Genomic DNA, 15,432 nt, shown 5'->3' with positions numbered 1-15,432 from the left:
TGCGCCGGACCCGTTTTCAGGCGGGTCCGGCGTTGTCACTTCAGGCTCGTCACGTGTTGCCGGCGAAGTAGTAGCACTCGCCGGGGTCGGTCACCGGGCCCAGCTGTTCGCAGTTGAAGATGAGCGAACCGTAGATCGGCGTCGTGGCCGACGAGCTGATGGGCGGGTCGATGACCTCCCAGCCGAACGCCACCTGGTACGCGCCCACGTCGGGCAGGTAGAGCGACGGGGCGACGTGGTTGTTGGGGACGTTCGTCGGCATCGGCGTGACCGGGCTGGCCACCGGTGCCGTGCAGCCCGCGCCGCCGGGCAGGCAGACCGAGGCGTGCAGGACCTGCAGCGGAAGCGGGGTCAGGTTCGTGACGGTGGTCTTGATCTCCCTGACCTGGTGGCCGTTGAAGAAGAAGCTGGCCTGCACACCGATCTCGCCGTGCAGGACGCAGTTGACCAGCTGGCCGTTGACGACCTGGCAACGGTAGTAGTTGAGCGGGATGCTGATGCCCTTCTTGAGCTTCCACCCGTAGAAGCGGCCGTTCGCGCCGTTGTTGGTCAGATAGCCGTACTGGGTGGTGAAGGCGGCTGCGGACATCTCCTTGGCGGCGGTGTCCAGGTAGCTCGCGACGGCGGCGGGGGAGGAGCCGGCCTGGACGCCCGCTTCGCGGCAGGTGTCCAGCGAGAGCGTGCACCCGTACTGGAAGGTGTCCTTCGGTGCGGCCGTAGCCGTCGCCGGGAAGACCAGAGCGGCGAGCAACGCGCCGAGGCCGAGTGCGATGGTCATGGGGTTCCGTAGCAAGATCGTCTCCCGGGTTCAGAGGTGATCGCTGGCTGGGAGCCCTGACTCAAACGGGTGGGACTGGACGAGAACTGAACGCCGGCTGGACTTGGTCGCGGCGGTGGGCCAGGTGCGTCGGATCAGTCCTGCAAGACGAGTCGGGATGATCTCGGAGTTGTTCTGAGATCACCGGAGCCGGCTGGTCCGCGATGTCGCCGGGCACGTGCGGACCTCCGTCGCGCAGGTCGCTGATCAGCTGTGCGGTGAGCGGTTCCCGGGAGCCGGTGGTCAGGGCGACCAGGCGTCGTCTCCACCGGGGGTGAAGGGGCGGACCGCGCCGGCGAAACCCGCGGTGACGGCGCTGGGATACAAGCCCTTGATCAGTCGTGCTCAGGCGCTCGCCGCCACTGCGGAGAGCAGGTGACGCGATGATCATCGTCGGCGACGATGCGCGAGCCTGTACGGCACACCGACACGCCGGCGCCGCCTCCGCCTCACCTCGACGCCACCCTCATCGGCGCGGACGTCGTGTCACGTGACGTGTGCCTCCTGACCTAGATGCAAATGATTGTCATGAGCTAACGTCGGCGCGTCGCCGCTTCCCTGACGTCAGGAACCCTCATGCACCACCGCGCGCCCTTGGCCGCTACCGGGCTGGCCGCCGTTTCGGTCCTCCTCGCCGGATGTTTCGCTTCCGGGGCGGGAGAGGCGGCCGGGTCGTCCGGGGAGGCCAGGATCAAGCTGGCCATGATGCAGCCGCCGCGGTCGGGCCTGTCGCCGTTCAGCGACGACGCGTTCAAGCTGTCGCGCTGGTCCGCCGCGGAGACGCTGGTGAGGCTGGACGACAACGGTGACGCCCGCCCCGGCCTCGCCACCGAGTGGCGGCGCACGTCCGACACGGTGTGGGAGTTCACGGTCCGGCCGGGCGTGAGTTTCCACGACGGCAGCACCCTGACCGCCGCGGTCGCCGTGAACACCCTCACCAGGGCGACGAAAGCCGTGCCGAAGCCGCGCATCCTCGACGGCGTCACGCTGACCGCCTCGGTGGCGGGGGAGAAGCTGCTCGTCGCGACGGCGACACCGGATCCGTTGTTGCCGCAACGCTTGTCGTCGCCCCAGCTTTCCATCCTGGCCGAGAGCGCGTACGCCGCGGACGGCAAGGTCGACCCGGTCGGCACCGGCAGCGGGCCGTTCCGGTTGGTGGGTGTGGGCGGGACCACGAGCGCGACGCTCGACCGCTACGACGGTTACTGGGGCGAGAAGGCCAAGGTCGCGGGGATCGACGTGTCCTTCGTGCCGGACGGCACCGCGCGAGCGGCGGCGATCCGCAGCGGTGAGGCGCACATCGCCGAGGCCGTCCCGGTCTCGCAGGCGGCGCTGCTCGATCCGCGGACCATCAGCGAGGTGCCGATGCCGCGCACCAACACGTTGTACCTCAACACCAGGTCGGGGCCCTTCGCCGATCCGGCGGTGCGGGCCGCCGTGCGCGAGACGATCAACCCCGGCCAGCTCGTCAGCGGCGTCTACGAAAACCGCGCCGACTCCGCGAAGGGCCTGCTCGGCCCCGCGTTGCCGTGGACCGTGCAGGCCCGCCAGGAGGTCACCGGCCGCGTCGCGGCCGGTCGGCCGAACGGCGCCACGATCACGTTGGCGACGTTCACCGATCGCGCGGAACTGCCCGAGGTCGCGTCGATCCTCCAGCAACAGCTCCAGGACGCCGGGTTCCGGGTGGACCAGGTCGTGCGCGAGTACGCCCACATCGAACAGGACATGCTGGCGGGCAGGTTCGACGCGTTCATCCTGTCCAGGGCAACCGTGCTCGACTCGGGTGACCCGGTCGCCTACCTGAAGTCGGACTTCACCTGCGAAGGCTCCTTCAACATCGCGCAGTTGTGCGACGAGAAGGTCGACCAGGCCGTGCGCAAGGCGGAGGCCGCGGCGTCCGGCGAGCAGCGTCGTGCGGCGATCCTCGAGGCGGAGGCGGCCGTGCTGCGCACCGACGCCGCCATCCCGATGCTGCACGAACGCGTGATCCAGGGCGACGCCACCTCGGTCACCGGTTCCGTGAAGGACCCGCGCGAGCGGGCGCTCATCACCACCGCCACGCACCTGAAGTGATGGCGGAACCGGTCCGCGGACGCGCGGGAGTCGTGCTCTCCCGCGTCGGCGCGCTCGGCGTGATCACCATCGTCGTCGGGCTCCTGCCGTGGTTGTCAGGGCGTGACCCCGCCTTGTCGGTGCTGCGGGCACGATCGGCCGAGCAGGAACCGACACCGGAGGCACTCGACGCGGTACGGCGACAGCTCGGCCTCGACGCCGGACCCGCCGACCTGTTCACCGGCTGGCTGGCGGGGCTGCTGCGAGGAGACCTCGGCCGGTCCTGGACCAGTGGCGCCGAGGTGCTGCCTGCCGTGCTGTCCGGTCTCGGCGTCTCCCTCACGCTGATGTGCGCGGGAGTGGTCGTCGCGCTCATCGTGGCGTCGGCGTTGTGCCTGCCGAGCCTGATGCGCGGTGCTCGTGGCGAGGCCACCGGAGCAACCGGCGGTGCGGGCGCCGCACTCGCCGCGCTGCCCGAGTTCTTGCTCGCCGCCGTACTGCTCATAACACTGTCGGTGTGGCTGGGCTGGTTCCCGCCGTACGGCTGGCAAGGCCCGCACCACGTGGTGTTGCCCGCGCTCGCCCTCGGCATCCCCGCAGGGGCGGTGCTGGGCACGCTGTTCTCCGATTCGCTTCCCGCGGTCTTCGAAGAACCGTGGGTCGACGTCTGGCGGTCCTGGGGTTGCGGCCGATCGGTTCTCGCCCGAGGCGTGCTGCGGCGCGCGCTGCCGCCGTTGCTGCCCCAGGTGGGGCTGGTCGTCGTCGGCCTGACCGGCGGCGCCGTAGCGGTCGAGGCGGTCTTCGCGGTTCCCGGCATCGGCAGGACGGCGCTGGGAGCGGCGCGTGCGCAGGACGTGCCCCTGTTGCAGGGGTGCGTGCTCGCACTCGTGGTGCTGGGCCTCGCGGCCGGCGCGGTTGTCGGCGTGGTTCGCCGACGAATGCTGGGGCCGGCGCTGCGCGATGCGTCCCTGTCGCTGCCCGCGGTCGTTCAGCGGCGACCGAACCGCCGGCACGTCGCGGTTCCCGTGACGAGCTTCTCGCTGATGATGGTGGTGATCGGCTGGGGTCTGCTGCGTGACCCGTTGCGGATCGACACAGCGGCGCGGCTCGCGGCACCGAGCTGGGCCCATCCGCTGGGCACGGACGGACTCGGCCGTGACGTACTGGCGCGCGTCGCGCACGGTGCCCCGGCGACGATCGGGGTGGCCGTCGCGGTGTGCGCGTGTTCCTACGTCGCCGCTGTGGCGCTGGGTTTCCTGCCTGGTGTCGCGCGAGGTGCGGCCGAGGCGGCGAACGCGCTGCCGCCGGTGATCGCCGGCATTCTCGTCGCCGCGATCCTGGGGCCGGGGACGATCGGTGCGTCGCTCGCCGTCGCAGTGGTCTCGTGGCCCGCTCTGGCCGCACATGCCGCCGCACTCGTGGAACAGACGCGCGCCTCCACCCACATCACGGCGCATCGCGCACTCGGTGCGACACCCTTGTGGATCGAACTCCGCCATGTCCTGCCCGCCGTCGCGGGCCCGGTCGCCCGCAACGCCGTCCTCCGCCTGCCCGGTGTCGCGCTGGCTCTCGCCTCGCTGGGTTTTCTCGGCCTCGGCACCCAGCCGCCCGCACCGGAGTGGGGCCTGATGCTGGCCGAGTCGCTGCCCTACGTCGAACGAGCGCCGTTCGCGGCGTCAGGCCCCGCGGTGATGCTGGTGCTCGTCGCCGTGTTCAGCATGTCGTTGCCCGCCTTGCTCATGATGCTCAGGCTCGCCCGCCCGGCAGTCGCATCCCGTCGCGGATGAGAACCCACCAAGTGCCGGCGTGAACGCTGAGCGAACCCGGAACGGACTGCCCGCCGAGGTCGAGGAGCGTGAGTCCCAGGTCTGACCGGTATCGCCTGCGCAGTTCGGTGTGCGACTCCGTCACCGTCACCACGAGCGTGGGGCGGACGGTGGCGCCGAGCAGGTGACGCCTCGAGTAGTGCCGTCGCGCAGGTCCAGCACCACGTGCGCGTGCAGGGCGAGTGCACCGTCGCTGTCCCGGCCGATGTAGCCGACGAGGGACAGCACCTCGGTCTCCTCGTCCACCGGGTTGCGGACGTACTCCTCCGCGAACGCCACGAGCGCTTCGCCGACCTCCTCCCCGGGATCGACCACCACCACGAAACCAGCCGAGCCGATGGCCAAATGACGGCGGCTCGTGGAGGGCCGCACCGCGATCGTCGTGGCACACCGGCTGAGCGGTTCGGTCCGCCGCGGCTTGAACATTCCTCGAACCGGACCTGAAGCGCGCTGTCCCAGCATTTCCTCCGAAGGACCCGCGACCCCGAGGATGGAGATCCGCGTGCTGAACAAGCGCACCACGGCGTTCGCGCTGTGCGTCGCGGTGGTCGGCTCCCTGCTGAGCGCGTTCCAGGCGTCGGCCGCCGCACCACCGCAACCGCCACCCGCGACCGGGTTCGGAGCAGATCAGTCCACTGTAGACCCGAAGAGGCGCGATTCCGTGCTTCCACCGGGTTGGGGCACCTCCCACGACCTCGCCTGGACCACGAGTGGTGACTCCACCGGCCTGCACCTGCTCGTCGCCGAAGCCGCCACCGGCTACACCTGGCGCACGGCGGCCACCCTGGGCGAGTCGTGGATCGAGACCGACCAGTGGATCGGCAACGCCTGCGTCACCGGCTCCGGGAAGCGCGTCGTGGTCGTCTACGCGCCCCGGCACTTCACCAACCGCGCCCACCTGTTCGACCGGGGCGCGTTCGCGGCCGTGGTGGACCTGACCGACGGGCACGTCACCAAGCTCGGCACCACCGTGTCGCTGGCCTACTACAACCCCGGCTGCGGCACGGGCGAGACCGCGGTGCTCACGCAGTCCGGCGTCGTGGACTTCGGCGTCACCAGGCTGAACACCGTCGACACGACCACCGGCGCGGTCGTGCGCGCTCAGGAGTTCAAGGGAGAGGTGACCTCCGCGATCCCGCACGGCGACGGGATCGCCGCCGCGTGGGGTTCCCGCGTCGTCGCCATCGACGCGGGCGGGAAGACCCGCGACCTGACACCCACGAGCGGCGTGCCCTTCCGGTTGCGCGCCGACGCCGAGGGCGGCGTGGTGTTCATGGACCGCGACGGCGACGACGGCCGGGTGCGCCGGGTCGCGGGAGGCCGGGTCGCGGAACTCGCCCGCGGTGACTGGGCGGCGCTGCGCGTCACCGGCGGCGTCGGCGGCAAGGTGTTCATCACCGGCAAGTCCGACGCGGTGGGCGCGATACCTGCCTCCGTGCGCAGGCTCGACGTCGAGGCCGACGCCGAGGTGTCCACCCTGGGCGGGATCGGGGTCGGCCACCGCGCCCCCCGGCCCGGCGACCGCGCGAACCCCGAGGAGGGCGTGCGGCTGAACGCGCGTGTTCCCGCCACGGGCCAGGACGTCGAGTTCCGCGTCCAACCCGCCGCCCGGCAGAGCGCCGACGTGGCCCAGGGCCTGGCCGACTCTCCCGCGGTGACCGCGGGCAGAGCACGCGTCGGACAAGCCGCCGGCCCGTCCACCGATCCCGTCGACCAGGACCGGCGCTGCTCGATCCAGCGCAACGACGTGAACCTCCAGGTGTACCAACCGCACTGGAGCCAGGTCGAGTGGGCGGCGGAACTGGCCGTGCAGAACAAGCTCACCCTCACCCGGCCCGCCAACTGGAAGAACTCGGGCATGACCTCGTCGTGGTCGCCGCAGGTGATGTTCGAGCCCGCCGGCCTCACCGGCGGTGGCCAGGTGCCCGCGCAGATCATGCTCGCCGTGCTGGCCCAGGAGTCGAACCTCTGGCAGGCGTCGCCGCTGGTCGTCGAGGGCGTCACCGGCAACCCGCTGATCGGCAGCTACTACGGCGTCGAGGACGGCTGGGGCATCGACTGGGCCAATGCGGACTGCGGGTACGGCGTCGCGCAGGTCACCGACGGCATGCGCAAGGCGGGCACGCCCGGTGCCGGGAACACCCTGTCTCCTGAGAAGCAGCTGGCGGTCGCGGTCGACTACGCCACCAACATCGCGGCCGGTGTGCGCATCCTCCAGGACAAGTGGAACCAGATGAAATCCATGGGCATCAACATCAACGACGGCGACCCCTCGAAGATCGAGAACTGGTTCGCCGCACTGTGGGCCTACAACACCGGTGTCAACCCGCAGCGCACCAGCAACCCCACCGGCTGCACGCCCGGCCCCTCGTGCACCGACGCCGCCGGCAACTGGGGACTGGGCTGGTCCAACAACCCCGCCAGGACGGACTTCCCGCCGGACCGCCTGGCGTTCCTCGACCACGACAACTACGCGGACGCCAAGAACCCGCAGCTGTGGCCCTACCCGGAGAAGGTCATCGGCTGGGCGGCGTTCCCCATCGTCAAGTACACCGGGGGTGACGGCTACGAGGCGGCTTACAAGCAGGCGTGGTGGACGAACAAGGAACTGCGCACCGCCGCGAAGCCCCCGGTGAGGAAGTTCTGCGTGCTGTCCGCGACCACCGGCAACCGCTGCAACCCCGACAACGTCCAGACCATCGCCGAGCCCTGCACCACCCCGGACTTCCACTGCTGGTGGCACAGCTCCGCGACGTGGAAGGACTGCGCGAAGCTCAGCGGTCCGTGCGGGCACCCGGCCGACTCGATCGCCGCACCGGGCACACCGGAACCACCCGACGCCGACGTCCCCGGCGCCTACACCGACGAGTCCCGCCCGCGCCGCACGCCCAACTGCACCACAGACGGGCTGCCCTCCAACGCGCTCATCGTCGACGATTCCCCGACCGCGCCGCTGCTGCGCGCGGGCTGCCAACGGCCGTGGAGCAACTCGGGGAGCTTCGCGCTGACCTTCCCCGCGCACGACGACGGCCTCTACCACTCCAAAGTGGACTTCCACCAGCTGGGCGCCGGCTTCGGCGGGCACTTCTGGTTCACCAGGAGCCGCAACGCCGACTCGGTCAGCAGCCACCAGTACGTCAGCGGAACCTGGACACTGGGCCGAGCACTGAACCAGTGGGCACGGGTCATGGTCCACGTTCCCGACCACCAGGCGCACAGCCAACAGGCGAAGTACCGGATCGACCTCGGCAACGGCCAGACCCGCACGAGGGTGATCCTGCAGAAGACCCGCTCCAACAAGTGGGTGTCGCTGGGCGCCTTCCAGTTCGGCGGCACGCCGTCCGTGCAACTGGACTCGATCACCCGTGACGGCGACGGAACCCAGGCCCTGGCCTTCGACGCCATCGCCTTCCAGCCGCTGAGCGGGAAGCCCGCCGAGCAGATGGTGGTGATGGGCGACTCGTACGCGTCGGGCGAGGGCGCCTCCGCGTCCGGGGGCGTGGACTACTACCAGGAGACCGACGACGCCGGCTACACCGGCCCGGCCTACCGCAACGCCTGCCACCGCTCGACGAAGGCGTGGTCGCGGCAGGCGGCCCTGCCGGGGCGGGCGCTGTCGATCGGAGCGCAGGCCGACTCGTGGGACCAGACCATGGACTACCACATGACGGCCTGCTCGGGAGCGCGCACCCAGCACCTGCTGCCCCCGGGGGTGGCCGACGCCTGGGGTCGTTCCGGGAAGGGCCAGTACCACGAGCTGTCGCAGCTGGAACGCGGTTTCGTCGACGCCGACACCACCACGGTGGCACTCAGCATCGGTGGCAACGACGCCCATTTCGGCGACGTGGTGCAGATGTGCACCGTCTGGTCGCCCGACCCGACGTCGGACTGCAGCCGCAGCGAGATGGGCGGCCAGGACTGGCTGGGCGGCGGCGCGCCCATCCCCAGCTCGCTGGGGGAAGCGGTTTCCCTGGTCATCCGGGACCGCGTCAAGCCGTCGGTGCGCACCGCGCTCCACCAGATCAGGACCGCCGGGCCGAACGCGCGCATCCTCGTGCTGGGCTACCCCAGGCTCTTCCCGCCGGGGCTGACGGACGGCAGCTGCACGGCGCTGGGCTTGAGCCACTGGGACATGAACTTCATGAACGCCATGGCCGACCTGCTCAACGACGCGCTGCACGAGGTCGTCGCGACGATGGCGCAGACCGACGGGCGCGTGCTCTTCTCCGATCCGCGCGACGAGTTCGAGATGGAGAACGCCTGCGCGAACGACCCGGCCAAGCAGACGATCCACCACATCGTCCTCGACAAGACCCTGGGCGAGGACCCCGACGCTCCTACCTCGGCGCAGTCGTTCCACCCCAAGGTCTCCGGCGCCCGCAACTACGCCGACGCCCTGGAGCACACCCTGCGCGTGAACACCGTCGGGGCGAAGCTGCCCGCGACGGTGAGCAAGGAGGTCGCCCTGGAGGTGCTGGAGGACCTGAGGTCCAACCCCTCCGGATCGCCGACCGGGTACAGCCGCTCGCTGTTCCCGCACTGGAACAAGGCGGTCGACAACTGCGACGCCCGGCAGGTCGCACTGCGCCGCGACGCCACCACGGCGACACCCGCGGGCTCGTGCCCGGTGACCGGGGGCAGCTGGACCAGCCCCTACGACGGGGTGGTGATGACCACCCCGTCGGCCGTGACCACCGACCACCTGGTCCCGCTGGCCCACGCGTGGACGGCGGGGGCCAGCGCCTGGACCCCCGAACGCAGGATGGTGTTCGCCAACGACGTCGAGCACGCGCAGCTGCTGTCGGTCTCGGCCGCCGGCTACACCGCCAAGGCCGAGCGGCCACCGGGTGCGTGGATGCCCGTGGCGTCCTACCAGTGCGAGTACGCGAGGGCGTGGATCTACACCAAGAGCATCTACCACCTCAAGGTCAGCGACGCGGAGTACGTCGCACTGGCGGACGCCCTGCTGACCCGCTGCTGACGACCCGTCCGTCACGAGGCCGCGTGCAGGCGCACCAGGTCGTGGAAGGAGTAGCCGTCCGCACCGTCGGCGACCAGCAGGTGCAGGTCCACCAGGTCCTCCAGCAGCCGGTGCGCCCGCCGCGGGGGCACGTCGAGCAGGGCGGCGGCGGTGGCCACGCCGAACCGGGCGGGCGCGCACCGGGCCAACAGCGAGTGCGCACGTCGTGAACGGACGTCCAGAGCAGCGCGAGAGGAGTCGAAAGCGTGCAGCAGCCGCAGTTCCGCCACCACGTGCGCGGGGTCGGACAGCAGGGCCGCCAGGTCTTTCACCGTCCACAGGGGACGGTTGCGCAGCCGGGTCGCGGCGGAGCGCAGCGCCAGCGGGAGACCGCCGCACAATGTCGTGACCTCTCCGACCCCGGTGGTCTCGGGCAGGGCCGCGGCGGTGCGGAAGACCTCGTCGGACGCCGCGGGGAGCAGCGGTTCGAGCGACAGCGGCACGGCGCGCCCGCCGGCGGTCAGCCGCTGCCTGCTGGTGAGCACCACCGCGCAGCCGGGGCCGCCCGGCAGCAGCGGCACCACCTGCGCGTCGCTGGAGGCGTTGTCCAGCAGCAGGAGCACCCGTCGTCCGGCCACCAGGCTGCGCCACCTCGCGGAGGCGCTGTCGAGGTCGCCGGGCACGTCGTCCACGCCGAACGAGCCCAGCAGGTGCCGCAGGGCGTCCAGCGGTGCCACCGGCGCCCTGCCGGAGGTGAAGCCGTGCAGGTCCAGGAACAGCTGCCCGTCGGGGAACCGCGGGCCCAGGTGGTGCGCGGCGCGCACCGACAGCGCCGTCTTGCCCACCCCGGCCATGCCGTCGACCGCGCACACCACCAGTTCGCTGCGCGCAGCGGACGCGGTGCGCACCAGTGCCGCCACTTCCGCGTCGCGGCCGGCCAGATCGGCGAGGCCGGCGGGGAGTTGCGCGGGCACCGCGACGGCGGCGTGCGGTGGCTGCTCGGTCTCGCCGCGCAGGATCGCCAGGTGCAGCCGCTCGACGTCGCGGGAGACGTCCAGCCCGTGTTCCTCGGCCAGCAGCGCCCGTGCCCGCCGGTAGACCTCCAGGGCCTCGGGCGCCCGGCCGGCCCGGTGCAGCGCCAGCATCAGGTGCTCCAGGAGGCGCGGCCGGTGCGGATGGGCGCGGTGCAGGTCCAGCAGCTCGTCCACGGCGGTGGACAGGCCCAGTCGCCTGCGCGCTTCCAGACGGTCCTCCACGGCGCCCAGCCGCGCCTCCTCCAGACCGCTCGAGAGCCCGTCTCGCACCCCGTTGGTCGCGATGCCCGCCAGCGCGGGTCCGCGCCACAGCGCCAGCGCCTCGTCCAGCGCGACCACCCGCCGCGCGTCGTCGTCGGTGGCGCGCGCTCGCCGCAGCAGGTCTCGGAACCGGTGCGCGTCCACCCGCAGCGGGTCGCACCGCAGCGCGTAGCCGTCGCCCTCGCTGACCAGCCGCACCTCGTCCTCGGTGGCGTGCCTGGTCAGCGCCGAGCGCAGACCGCTGACGATCCCGTGCACCATGCGCCTCGCCGACCGCGGCGGGCCGTCGCGCCACACCACGTCCACGATGCGGTCGGTGGCCACCACGGAGTTCGCTTCCAGTGCCAGCAGCGCCAGCACGAACCGGTGCTTGCGCACCCCGACGTCCACCTCGGCTCCGCCGGATCTGGCTCCCACCGTTCCCAGCAGCACGATCTCCACCCGCAACACCCCCAGTGCTTCCACGCCGGACGCGGCCCAGCATGGACACGGGGTGCGCACGCCGTGAAGGATGTTTGCACTGACGTGGAAACATCCTGCTGGGGGGCACATGCCGTTGTTGCGCATCCACTTCACGATGCGGGACATGGGCAGGACGCGCCTCGCCGACGAAGGCGACCCGCTGTGGGAGGTGGTGCACAGCGGCTTCCGGCTCAACTACCGCGACAGGGACCCCGCGTTCGGCGGGTGGAAGCGCTCGCTGCTCGCGAACGGGTCCGCCGACGTGCGCGCGGGCACGGCGCTGCTGGCCGTGCTGGCACCGCTGGGCCCGTACTTCCCGGACTTCCTGACTCCGCCCGAGGCCTCCCGCGGCCTGGAGGAGGGGTTGGAGGCGATGCTGTCGACCCCGCGCGGCAGGCTGCGCGCGGAGCTGTCCCGCCTGGCGGAGAACTCGCCGGTGCCGTCCCGGTTCCAGGCGCTGGCCGAGGGCAAGCCCGCCGTGCTGCGCGGTGTGGCCGCCGTGCTGCGCGGGTTCCACTCCGCTGTGGTCTCCCCGCACGACGGCGCGATCCGGTCCGCCGTGGCCGCCGATCGCGCCCACCGTTCCCGCGTGCTGGCCCAGGAGGGCGTGGAAGGCCTGCTCGCGACGCTGCCGGCGGCGCGCTGGGTGTCGCCGGTGCTGGAGGTCGAGTACGGGGTCGACCGGGACCTGCACCTGGACGGGCGGGGGCTGCTCCTGGTGCCGTCGTTCTTCTCCCAGCGGCTGCCGCTCTCGCTGGCCGACCCGGCCATGCCGCCCACGCTGATCTACCCGATCGACAGCGCGCTGCGCTGGCAGAGCCTGGCCGCGGACCGCCACGGCGGCCTCGAAGCACTGATGGGACCGACACGGGCGGCCGTGCTGGTGGCGGTGGGGGAGCGCGCGGGCACGACCACCACGCAGCTGGCCAAGCGGCTCTCCGCGTCGCTGGCCTCGGCCAGTCGCCACGCCGCCGTGCTGCGCGCCGCGGGGTTGATCACGACTCACCGCGACGGGCCCGCGATGCTGCACACGTTGACACCGCTGGGGATCGCGCTGCTGGAGACCCGGAGGTCGGCCCGGTAGCTCGCACGGCCGGTCCCGGCCGCCGTGCCCTGTTCGCCCAGATCTCCCGCGTCGGGTCAGTCTGACCTCGACCGCGGTTGAACCATGCCGGAAATCGCTGAGCGGGAACAGGATCCCGCCGTTCGAAGGGAATAGTCATGCGCAGTGGAACGAATGTGAAGGCCGCGATCACGAGAATGCTCCTCGTGCTCGTAATGGCGGTGGCGGGAGTCGTCATCGGCGGCCAGGTGTCGGCCCAGGCCGCGTGCAGCGGCGCGGGCTGTGCGGGCCTCGACCCGCAGGCGCAGGGCTGCACGTCCAGCGCCACCGACCTGACTGCCACGCGGCACACCTCGACAGGCGCCGTCAGATTCACCGCGCACGTGCGCAGCAGCAGCGCCTGCAACGCACGCTGGACACGGGTGGTCCTGGAGGCCAACGCGTGTTGCTACACGCGCGAGTTCGCGGTCGAATCCCAGCGCTGGTTCAACAGCAACTGGATCGCGTCGGACTTCCGGACCGTGACCATTCCGTCGAATTCCGTGGGCACGTACTGGACGAACATGGTCGACAATCGCTCGGACGACAGGGTCCGGGTGTGCGATCAAACCATCCCGGACGGTGGATGGTCCTGCGGGCCCTGGACCGCCTGATCCAGGCCCGGTCGGAGCCGGCGTGGCGTGCCTTCGGTCCACCCGGAGGCGCGCCACGCGCCGCGGCCCGGCATCCGCGGTCACCGCGGGGTGATGTCGGTGCAGACGACCTTCTCGTCCAGCAACCGGCCGGTGGTCAGGAACGTCACCGTCGCCTCGTCCACGCACGTGGAGCCCTGGTGGTAGACGTAGTGCCCGCCGTTGTCCGCGCCGACGAAAGCCGCTCGCTTGCCGCGGACCTCGTACAGCCCGAGGCCGTCCTCCCACGGTGTGGCGTTGTCCCTGCGGTTCTGCAGGATCAGCGTGTTGCGCGGTCCTTCGCCGGTCACGCGGACGGGCTCCTCGACCGGCTTCGGCCAGAACGCGCACGCCCAGATGTCGGCGGGCATCCCCGCGGTGAGCGGCCAGGCCGCGCGGTCCTCCGCGGTGCGGCGGGCGTACTCGCCGACGTCGCCGGGCCAGGGCGCGTCACCGCAGGTCAGCGCCAGGAACATGGTGGCCTGGTTGTCGGCGGGCACGCCGGGGGTCGGTCGTGCGACGACGCACTGACGCCGTCGCCGGCGAACCTGTGGAAGACCGCGGCGCCACGAATCCCCTTGGTGTGGACACTCTTCTGTAGTCCTCACGGGGGACAGCGGCCCGAGGCCGACGATGCGAGGCGCGGCACCTACTCGGTGAACCTGGTGAAGGAGCGCATCTCGTCGAAGCGCTCGGCGGCGAGGTCATCGGCACTGATCAGGAAGCAGCCGTAGTGGAACTCGCTTTCCGTGCAGAACTGGGCGAGCGGTACCCATTCCTGGCTCAACCGGTACTCTTCCGCCCCGATCAGGCGGTCCTTTTCGGACATCGGAAGGCCGGGTTCGGCACCGGACCGGTTCCTGACGTTGGCCGATGCCATTCGGTACCACGGGTTCTCGTCGCCGCCGATGTCCACGTAGTGCCCGCCGATGCGGAAGGCGGAGGCTCCGTCCGCCGGCCAGAGATCGTCGACCACGTCGCACAGTTCGTCGATGTGCTTCAGCTCGGCGAACAACCGCTGCACGGTCTCGGACTCGACGTCGAAGGGCCACCCGTCGTCACGCTCTTCGACCCATTGCGGTAGAGCCGCCTCGACCTGTGCGGAGAGCCGGTACTCGGGGATGAGGAACGGGATGCCGTCGGAGTAGATCTCGCTGTCGGGGTCGCAGGGCAGGGCTGCCACCGCCGTGTCCGTGCCCGCCGGGACGTACAGGACTCGCGCGAACTCGTGGCCGTCTTCCATGTGGTCGTCCTCGTGGTGCAGGAAGAAGAGCAGCGAGCCGTCCGCCGGCAAAGGGAGTCCCTCGACCCGCGGGAGGGCCGCGCAGTCGAGGGAGGCGATGAACGGCAACGGGGTCCCGCCTCCACTGCCCGGCCATTCCACGCCCACCGGTAACCGGGGAACGCCTCCGCTCTGCCCGACGACCTTCTCGTCCTGGCCGCAGCCACCTGCGCAGATCGCGAACCGGAGCTGACCGGCGAACATGTCGACCTCGTCGCTCGGGATGCCCTTGTCGATCGCCGCGCGGTGGAACTGCTCGTAACGGTCCATGGTGCGGCATGATCGCAGGTCGATGAGAGCGCTTTCCCCGACGCCTTCCCCGATGGCCGAGGCATCGGGTCGGCGCACGGTGATGACCAGTTTGCCCGTGGTGTGCCCGCTCTCTGCCAGGGCGTGAGCCTGGGCGCCTTCGGCGAGGGGGAAGGTGCCGGAGACGTGCGCGCCGAGATCTCTGGCGATCTGCGCCGCGAGATGACCGGCACCGCGGGCCGCGGCGTGGATCAGCACCGTTGTCCCGCCCGCAGGTCCGCCGTGTCGACGAGAGCCTGCCAGGCGGTGAGCGCGGCCACCTGGACGTGGTCGATCCCGGCGGGCTTGGGCGCGAAGGCGCGGGTGGGACCGGTCACGTACTCCGCGCGGGAACCGGCGCCCTGGGGAAGGGCTGCATGCAGGACACCTCGTCACCGGGCCGGAACAGCGTGACGCCGAAGCCCGTCTCCACCACGGTGCCGGAGACGTCCCATCCCAGGGACATCGGCGGTGCCGGCAGGCAGATGGTGTGCGCGGTGTCGGATCGCCGCTGTCGCTGGACGAACTGGCCACCCACGCGGCGATGAGCACCCGTACCTTCGCCCGGCGCTTCCGGGAGGAGACCGGCACGAGTCCCGGTCGCTGGCTGACCCAGCACCGGCTGAGGCGGGCGCGGCACCTGTTGGAGTCCAGCGACCTGCCGGTGGATCGAGTCGTCCACGAGGTCGGCTTCGCCACCGCCACCTCGCTGCGCC

Annotated in this window: 13 protein-coding genes; 6 read left to right on the top strand and 7 right to left on the bottom strand. The window is 71.2% G+C overall.

The genetic code is table 11. The features are described 5' to 3' along the window. Positions 1–49 precede the first annotated feature (49 nt). A complete protein-coding gene (locus VM306_RS13890) occupies positions 50–778 on the bottom strand; it encodes a hypothetical protein (protein ID WP_325514988.1) in 729 nt (242 codons plus the stop codon). A gap of 615 nt (positions 779–1,393) precedes the next feature. Here VM306_RS13890 and VM306_RS13885 point away from each other — a divergent pair. Continuing rightward, positions 1,394–2,890 carry an ABC transporter substrate-binding protein gene (locus VM306_RS13885; protein ID WP_325514986.1) on the top strand — a complete coding sequence of 499 codons (1,497 nt, stop codon included), beginning with the start codon at positions 1,394–1,396 and terminating at the stop codon, positions 2,888–2,890. Beyond that, entirely contained in the window at positions 2,890–4,656 is a 1,767-nt protein-coding gene (locus VM306_RS13880; protein WP_325514984.1) for an ABC transporter permease subunit, read from the top strand. Before VM306_RS13885 ends, VM306_RS13880 begins: the two co-directional genes overlap by 1 nt. Positions 4,657–4,782: 126 nt before the next feature. Here VM306_RS13880 and VM306_RS13875 read toward each other — a convergent pair whose 3' ends face one another. Then, positions 4,783–5,121 carry a hypothetical protein gene (locus VM306_RS13875; protein WP_325514982.1) on the bottom strand — a complete coding sequence of 113 codons (339 nt, stop codon included), beginning with the start codon at positions 5,119–5,121 and terminating at the stop codon, positions 4,783–4,785. 76 nt (positions 5,122–5,197) lie between these two features. On the opposite strand from VM306_RS13875, the gene VM306_RS13870 reads away from it, so the two are divergent. Beyond that, a complete protein-coding gene (locus VM306_RS13870; protein ID WP_325514979.1) occupies positions 5,198–9,676 on the top strand; it encodes an SGNH/GDSL hydrolase family protein in 4,479 nt (1,492 codons plus the stop codon). 11 nt (positions 9,677–9,687) lie between these two features. On the opposite strand, the gene VM306_RS13865 is transcribed toward VM306_RS13870, so the two are convergent. Continuing rightward, entirely contained in the window at positions 9,688–11,451 is a 1,764-nt protein-coding gene (locus tag VM306_RS13865) for an AfsR/SARP family transcriptional regulator (protein ID WP_325514975.1), read from the bottom strand. A gap of 85 nt (positions 11,452–11,536) precedes the next feature. Here VM306_RS13865 and VM306_RS13860 point away from each other — a divergent pair, with 85 nt between their 5' ends. Together VM306_RS13860 and VM306_RS13855 are read left to right on the top strand one after the other, a co-directional pair. Then, positions 11,537–12,496 carry a helix-turn-helix domain-containing protein gene (locus VM306_RS13860; protein ID WP_325514970.1) on the top strand — a complete coding sequence of 320 codons (960 nt, stop codon included), beginning with the start codon at positions 11,537–11,539 and terminating at the stop codon, positions 12,494–12,496. A gap of 155 nt (positions 12,497–12,651) precedes the next feature. Next, the gene (locus tag VM306_RS13855; RefSeq protein WP_325514968.1) at positions 12,652–13,128 is read left to right on the top strand and encodes a DUF2690 domain-containing protein; all 477 of its coding nucleotides are present in this window, start codon (positions 12,652–12,654) and stop codon (positions 13,126–13,128) included. A gap of 80 nt (positions 13,129–13,208) precedes the next feature. Here VM306_RS13855 and VM306_RS13850 read toward each other — a convergent pair whose 3' ends face one another. The 4 genes from VM306_RS13850 to VM306_RS13835 form a co-directional block, all read right to left on the bottom strand. Next, complete coding sequence (locus VM306_RS13850; protein ID WP_325514966.1) at positions 13,209–13,646, bottom strand: alpha/beta hydrolase; 438 nt, start codon at positions 13,644–13,646, stop codon at positions 13,209–13,211. Between the two features lie 149 nt (positions 13,647–13,795). Further along, a complete protein-coding gene (locus VM306_RS13845) occupies positions 13,796–14,935 on the bottom strand; it encodes a DUF1963 domain-containing protein (RefSeq protein WP_325514964.1) in 1,140 nt (379 codons plus the stop codon). Continuing rightward, positions 14,929–15,054 carry a hypothetical protein gene (locus VM306_RS13840; RefSeq protein ID WP_325514962.1) on the bottom strand — a complete coding sequence of 42 codons (126 nt, stop codon included), beginning with the start codon at positions 15,052–15,054 and terminating at the stop codon, positions 14,929–14,931. The genes VM306_RS13845 and VM306_RS13840 overlap by 7 nt, the downstream gene beginning before the upstream one ends. After that, a complete protein-coding gene (locus VM306_RS13835) occupies positions 15,051–15,182 on the bottom strand; it encodes an alcohol dehydrogenase catalytic domain-containing protein (protein WP_325514960.1) in 132 nt (43 codons plus the stop codon). The genes VM306_RS13840 and VM306_RS13835 overlap by 4 nt, the downstream gene beginning before the upstream one ends. 24 nt (positions 15,183–15,206) lie before the next feature. Here VM306_RS13835 and VM306_RS13830 point away from each other — a divergent pair. Further along, positions 15,207–15,432, top strand: a 226-nt coding sequence (locus tag VM306_RS13830) for a helix-turn-helix domain-containing protein (RefSeq protein ID WP_414672375.1), incomplete at its 3' end; no start/stop codon positions are given.

The organism is Lentzea sp., from assembly GCF_035525475.1.
GTDB lineage: Bacteria > Actinomycetota > Actinomycetes > Mycobacteriales > Pseudonocardiaceae > Lentzea.
This window is presented reverse-complemented; position numbering and strand designations above follow the sequence as displayed.

What these genes read in the sequence shown, in the direction of transcription:
- VM306_RS13890 (WP_325514988.1), bottom strand. Translation starts at nt 778, where the DNA reads ATGACCATCGCACTCGGCCTCGGCGCGTTGCTCGCCGCTCTGGTCTTC.
- VM306_RS13885 (WP_325514986.1), top strand. Translation starts at nt 1,394, where the DNA reads ATGCACCACCGCGCGCCCTTGGCCGCTACCGGGCTGGCCGCCGTTTCG.
- VM306_RS13880 (WP_325514984.1), top strand. Translation starts at nt 2,890, where the DNA reads ATGGCGGAACCGGTCCGCGGACGCGCGGGAGTCGTGCTCTCCCGCGTC.
- VM306_RS13875 (WP_325514982.1), bottom strand. Translation starts at nt 5,121, where the DNA reads ATGTTCAAGCCGCGGCGGACCGAACCGCTCAGCCGGTGTGCCACGACG.
- VM306_RS13860 (WP_325514970.1), top strand. Translation starts at nt 11,537, where the DNA reads ATGGGCAGGACGCGCCTCGCCGACGAAGGCGACCCGCTGTGGGAGGTG.
- VM306_RS13835 (WP_325514960.1), bottom strand. Translation starts at nt 15,182, where the DNA reads ATGTCCCTGGGATGGGACGTCTCCGGCACCGTGGTGGAGACGGGCTTC.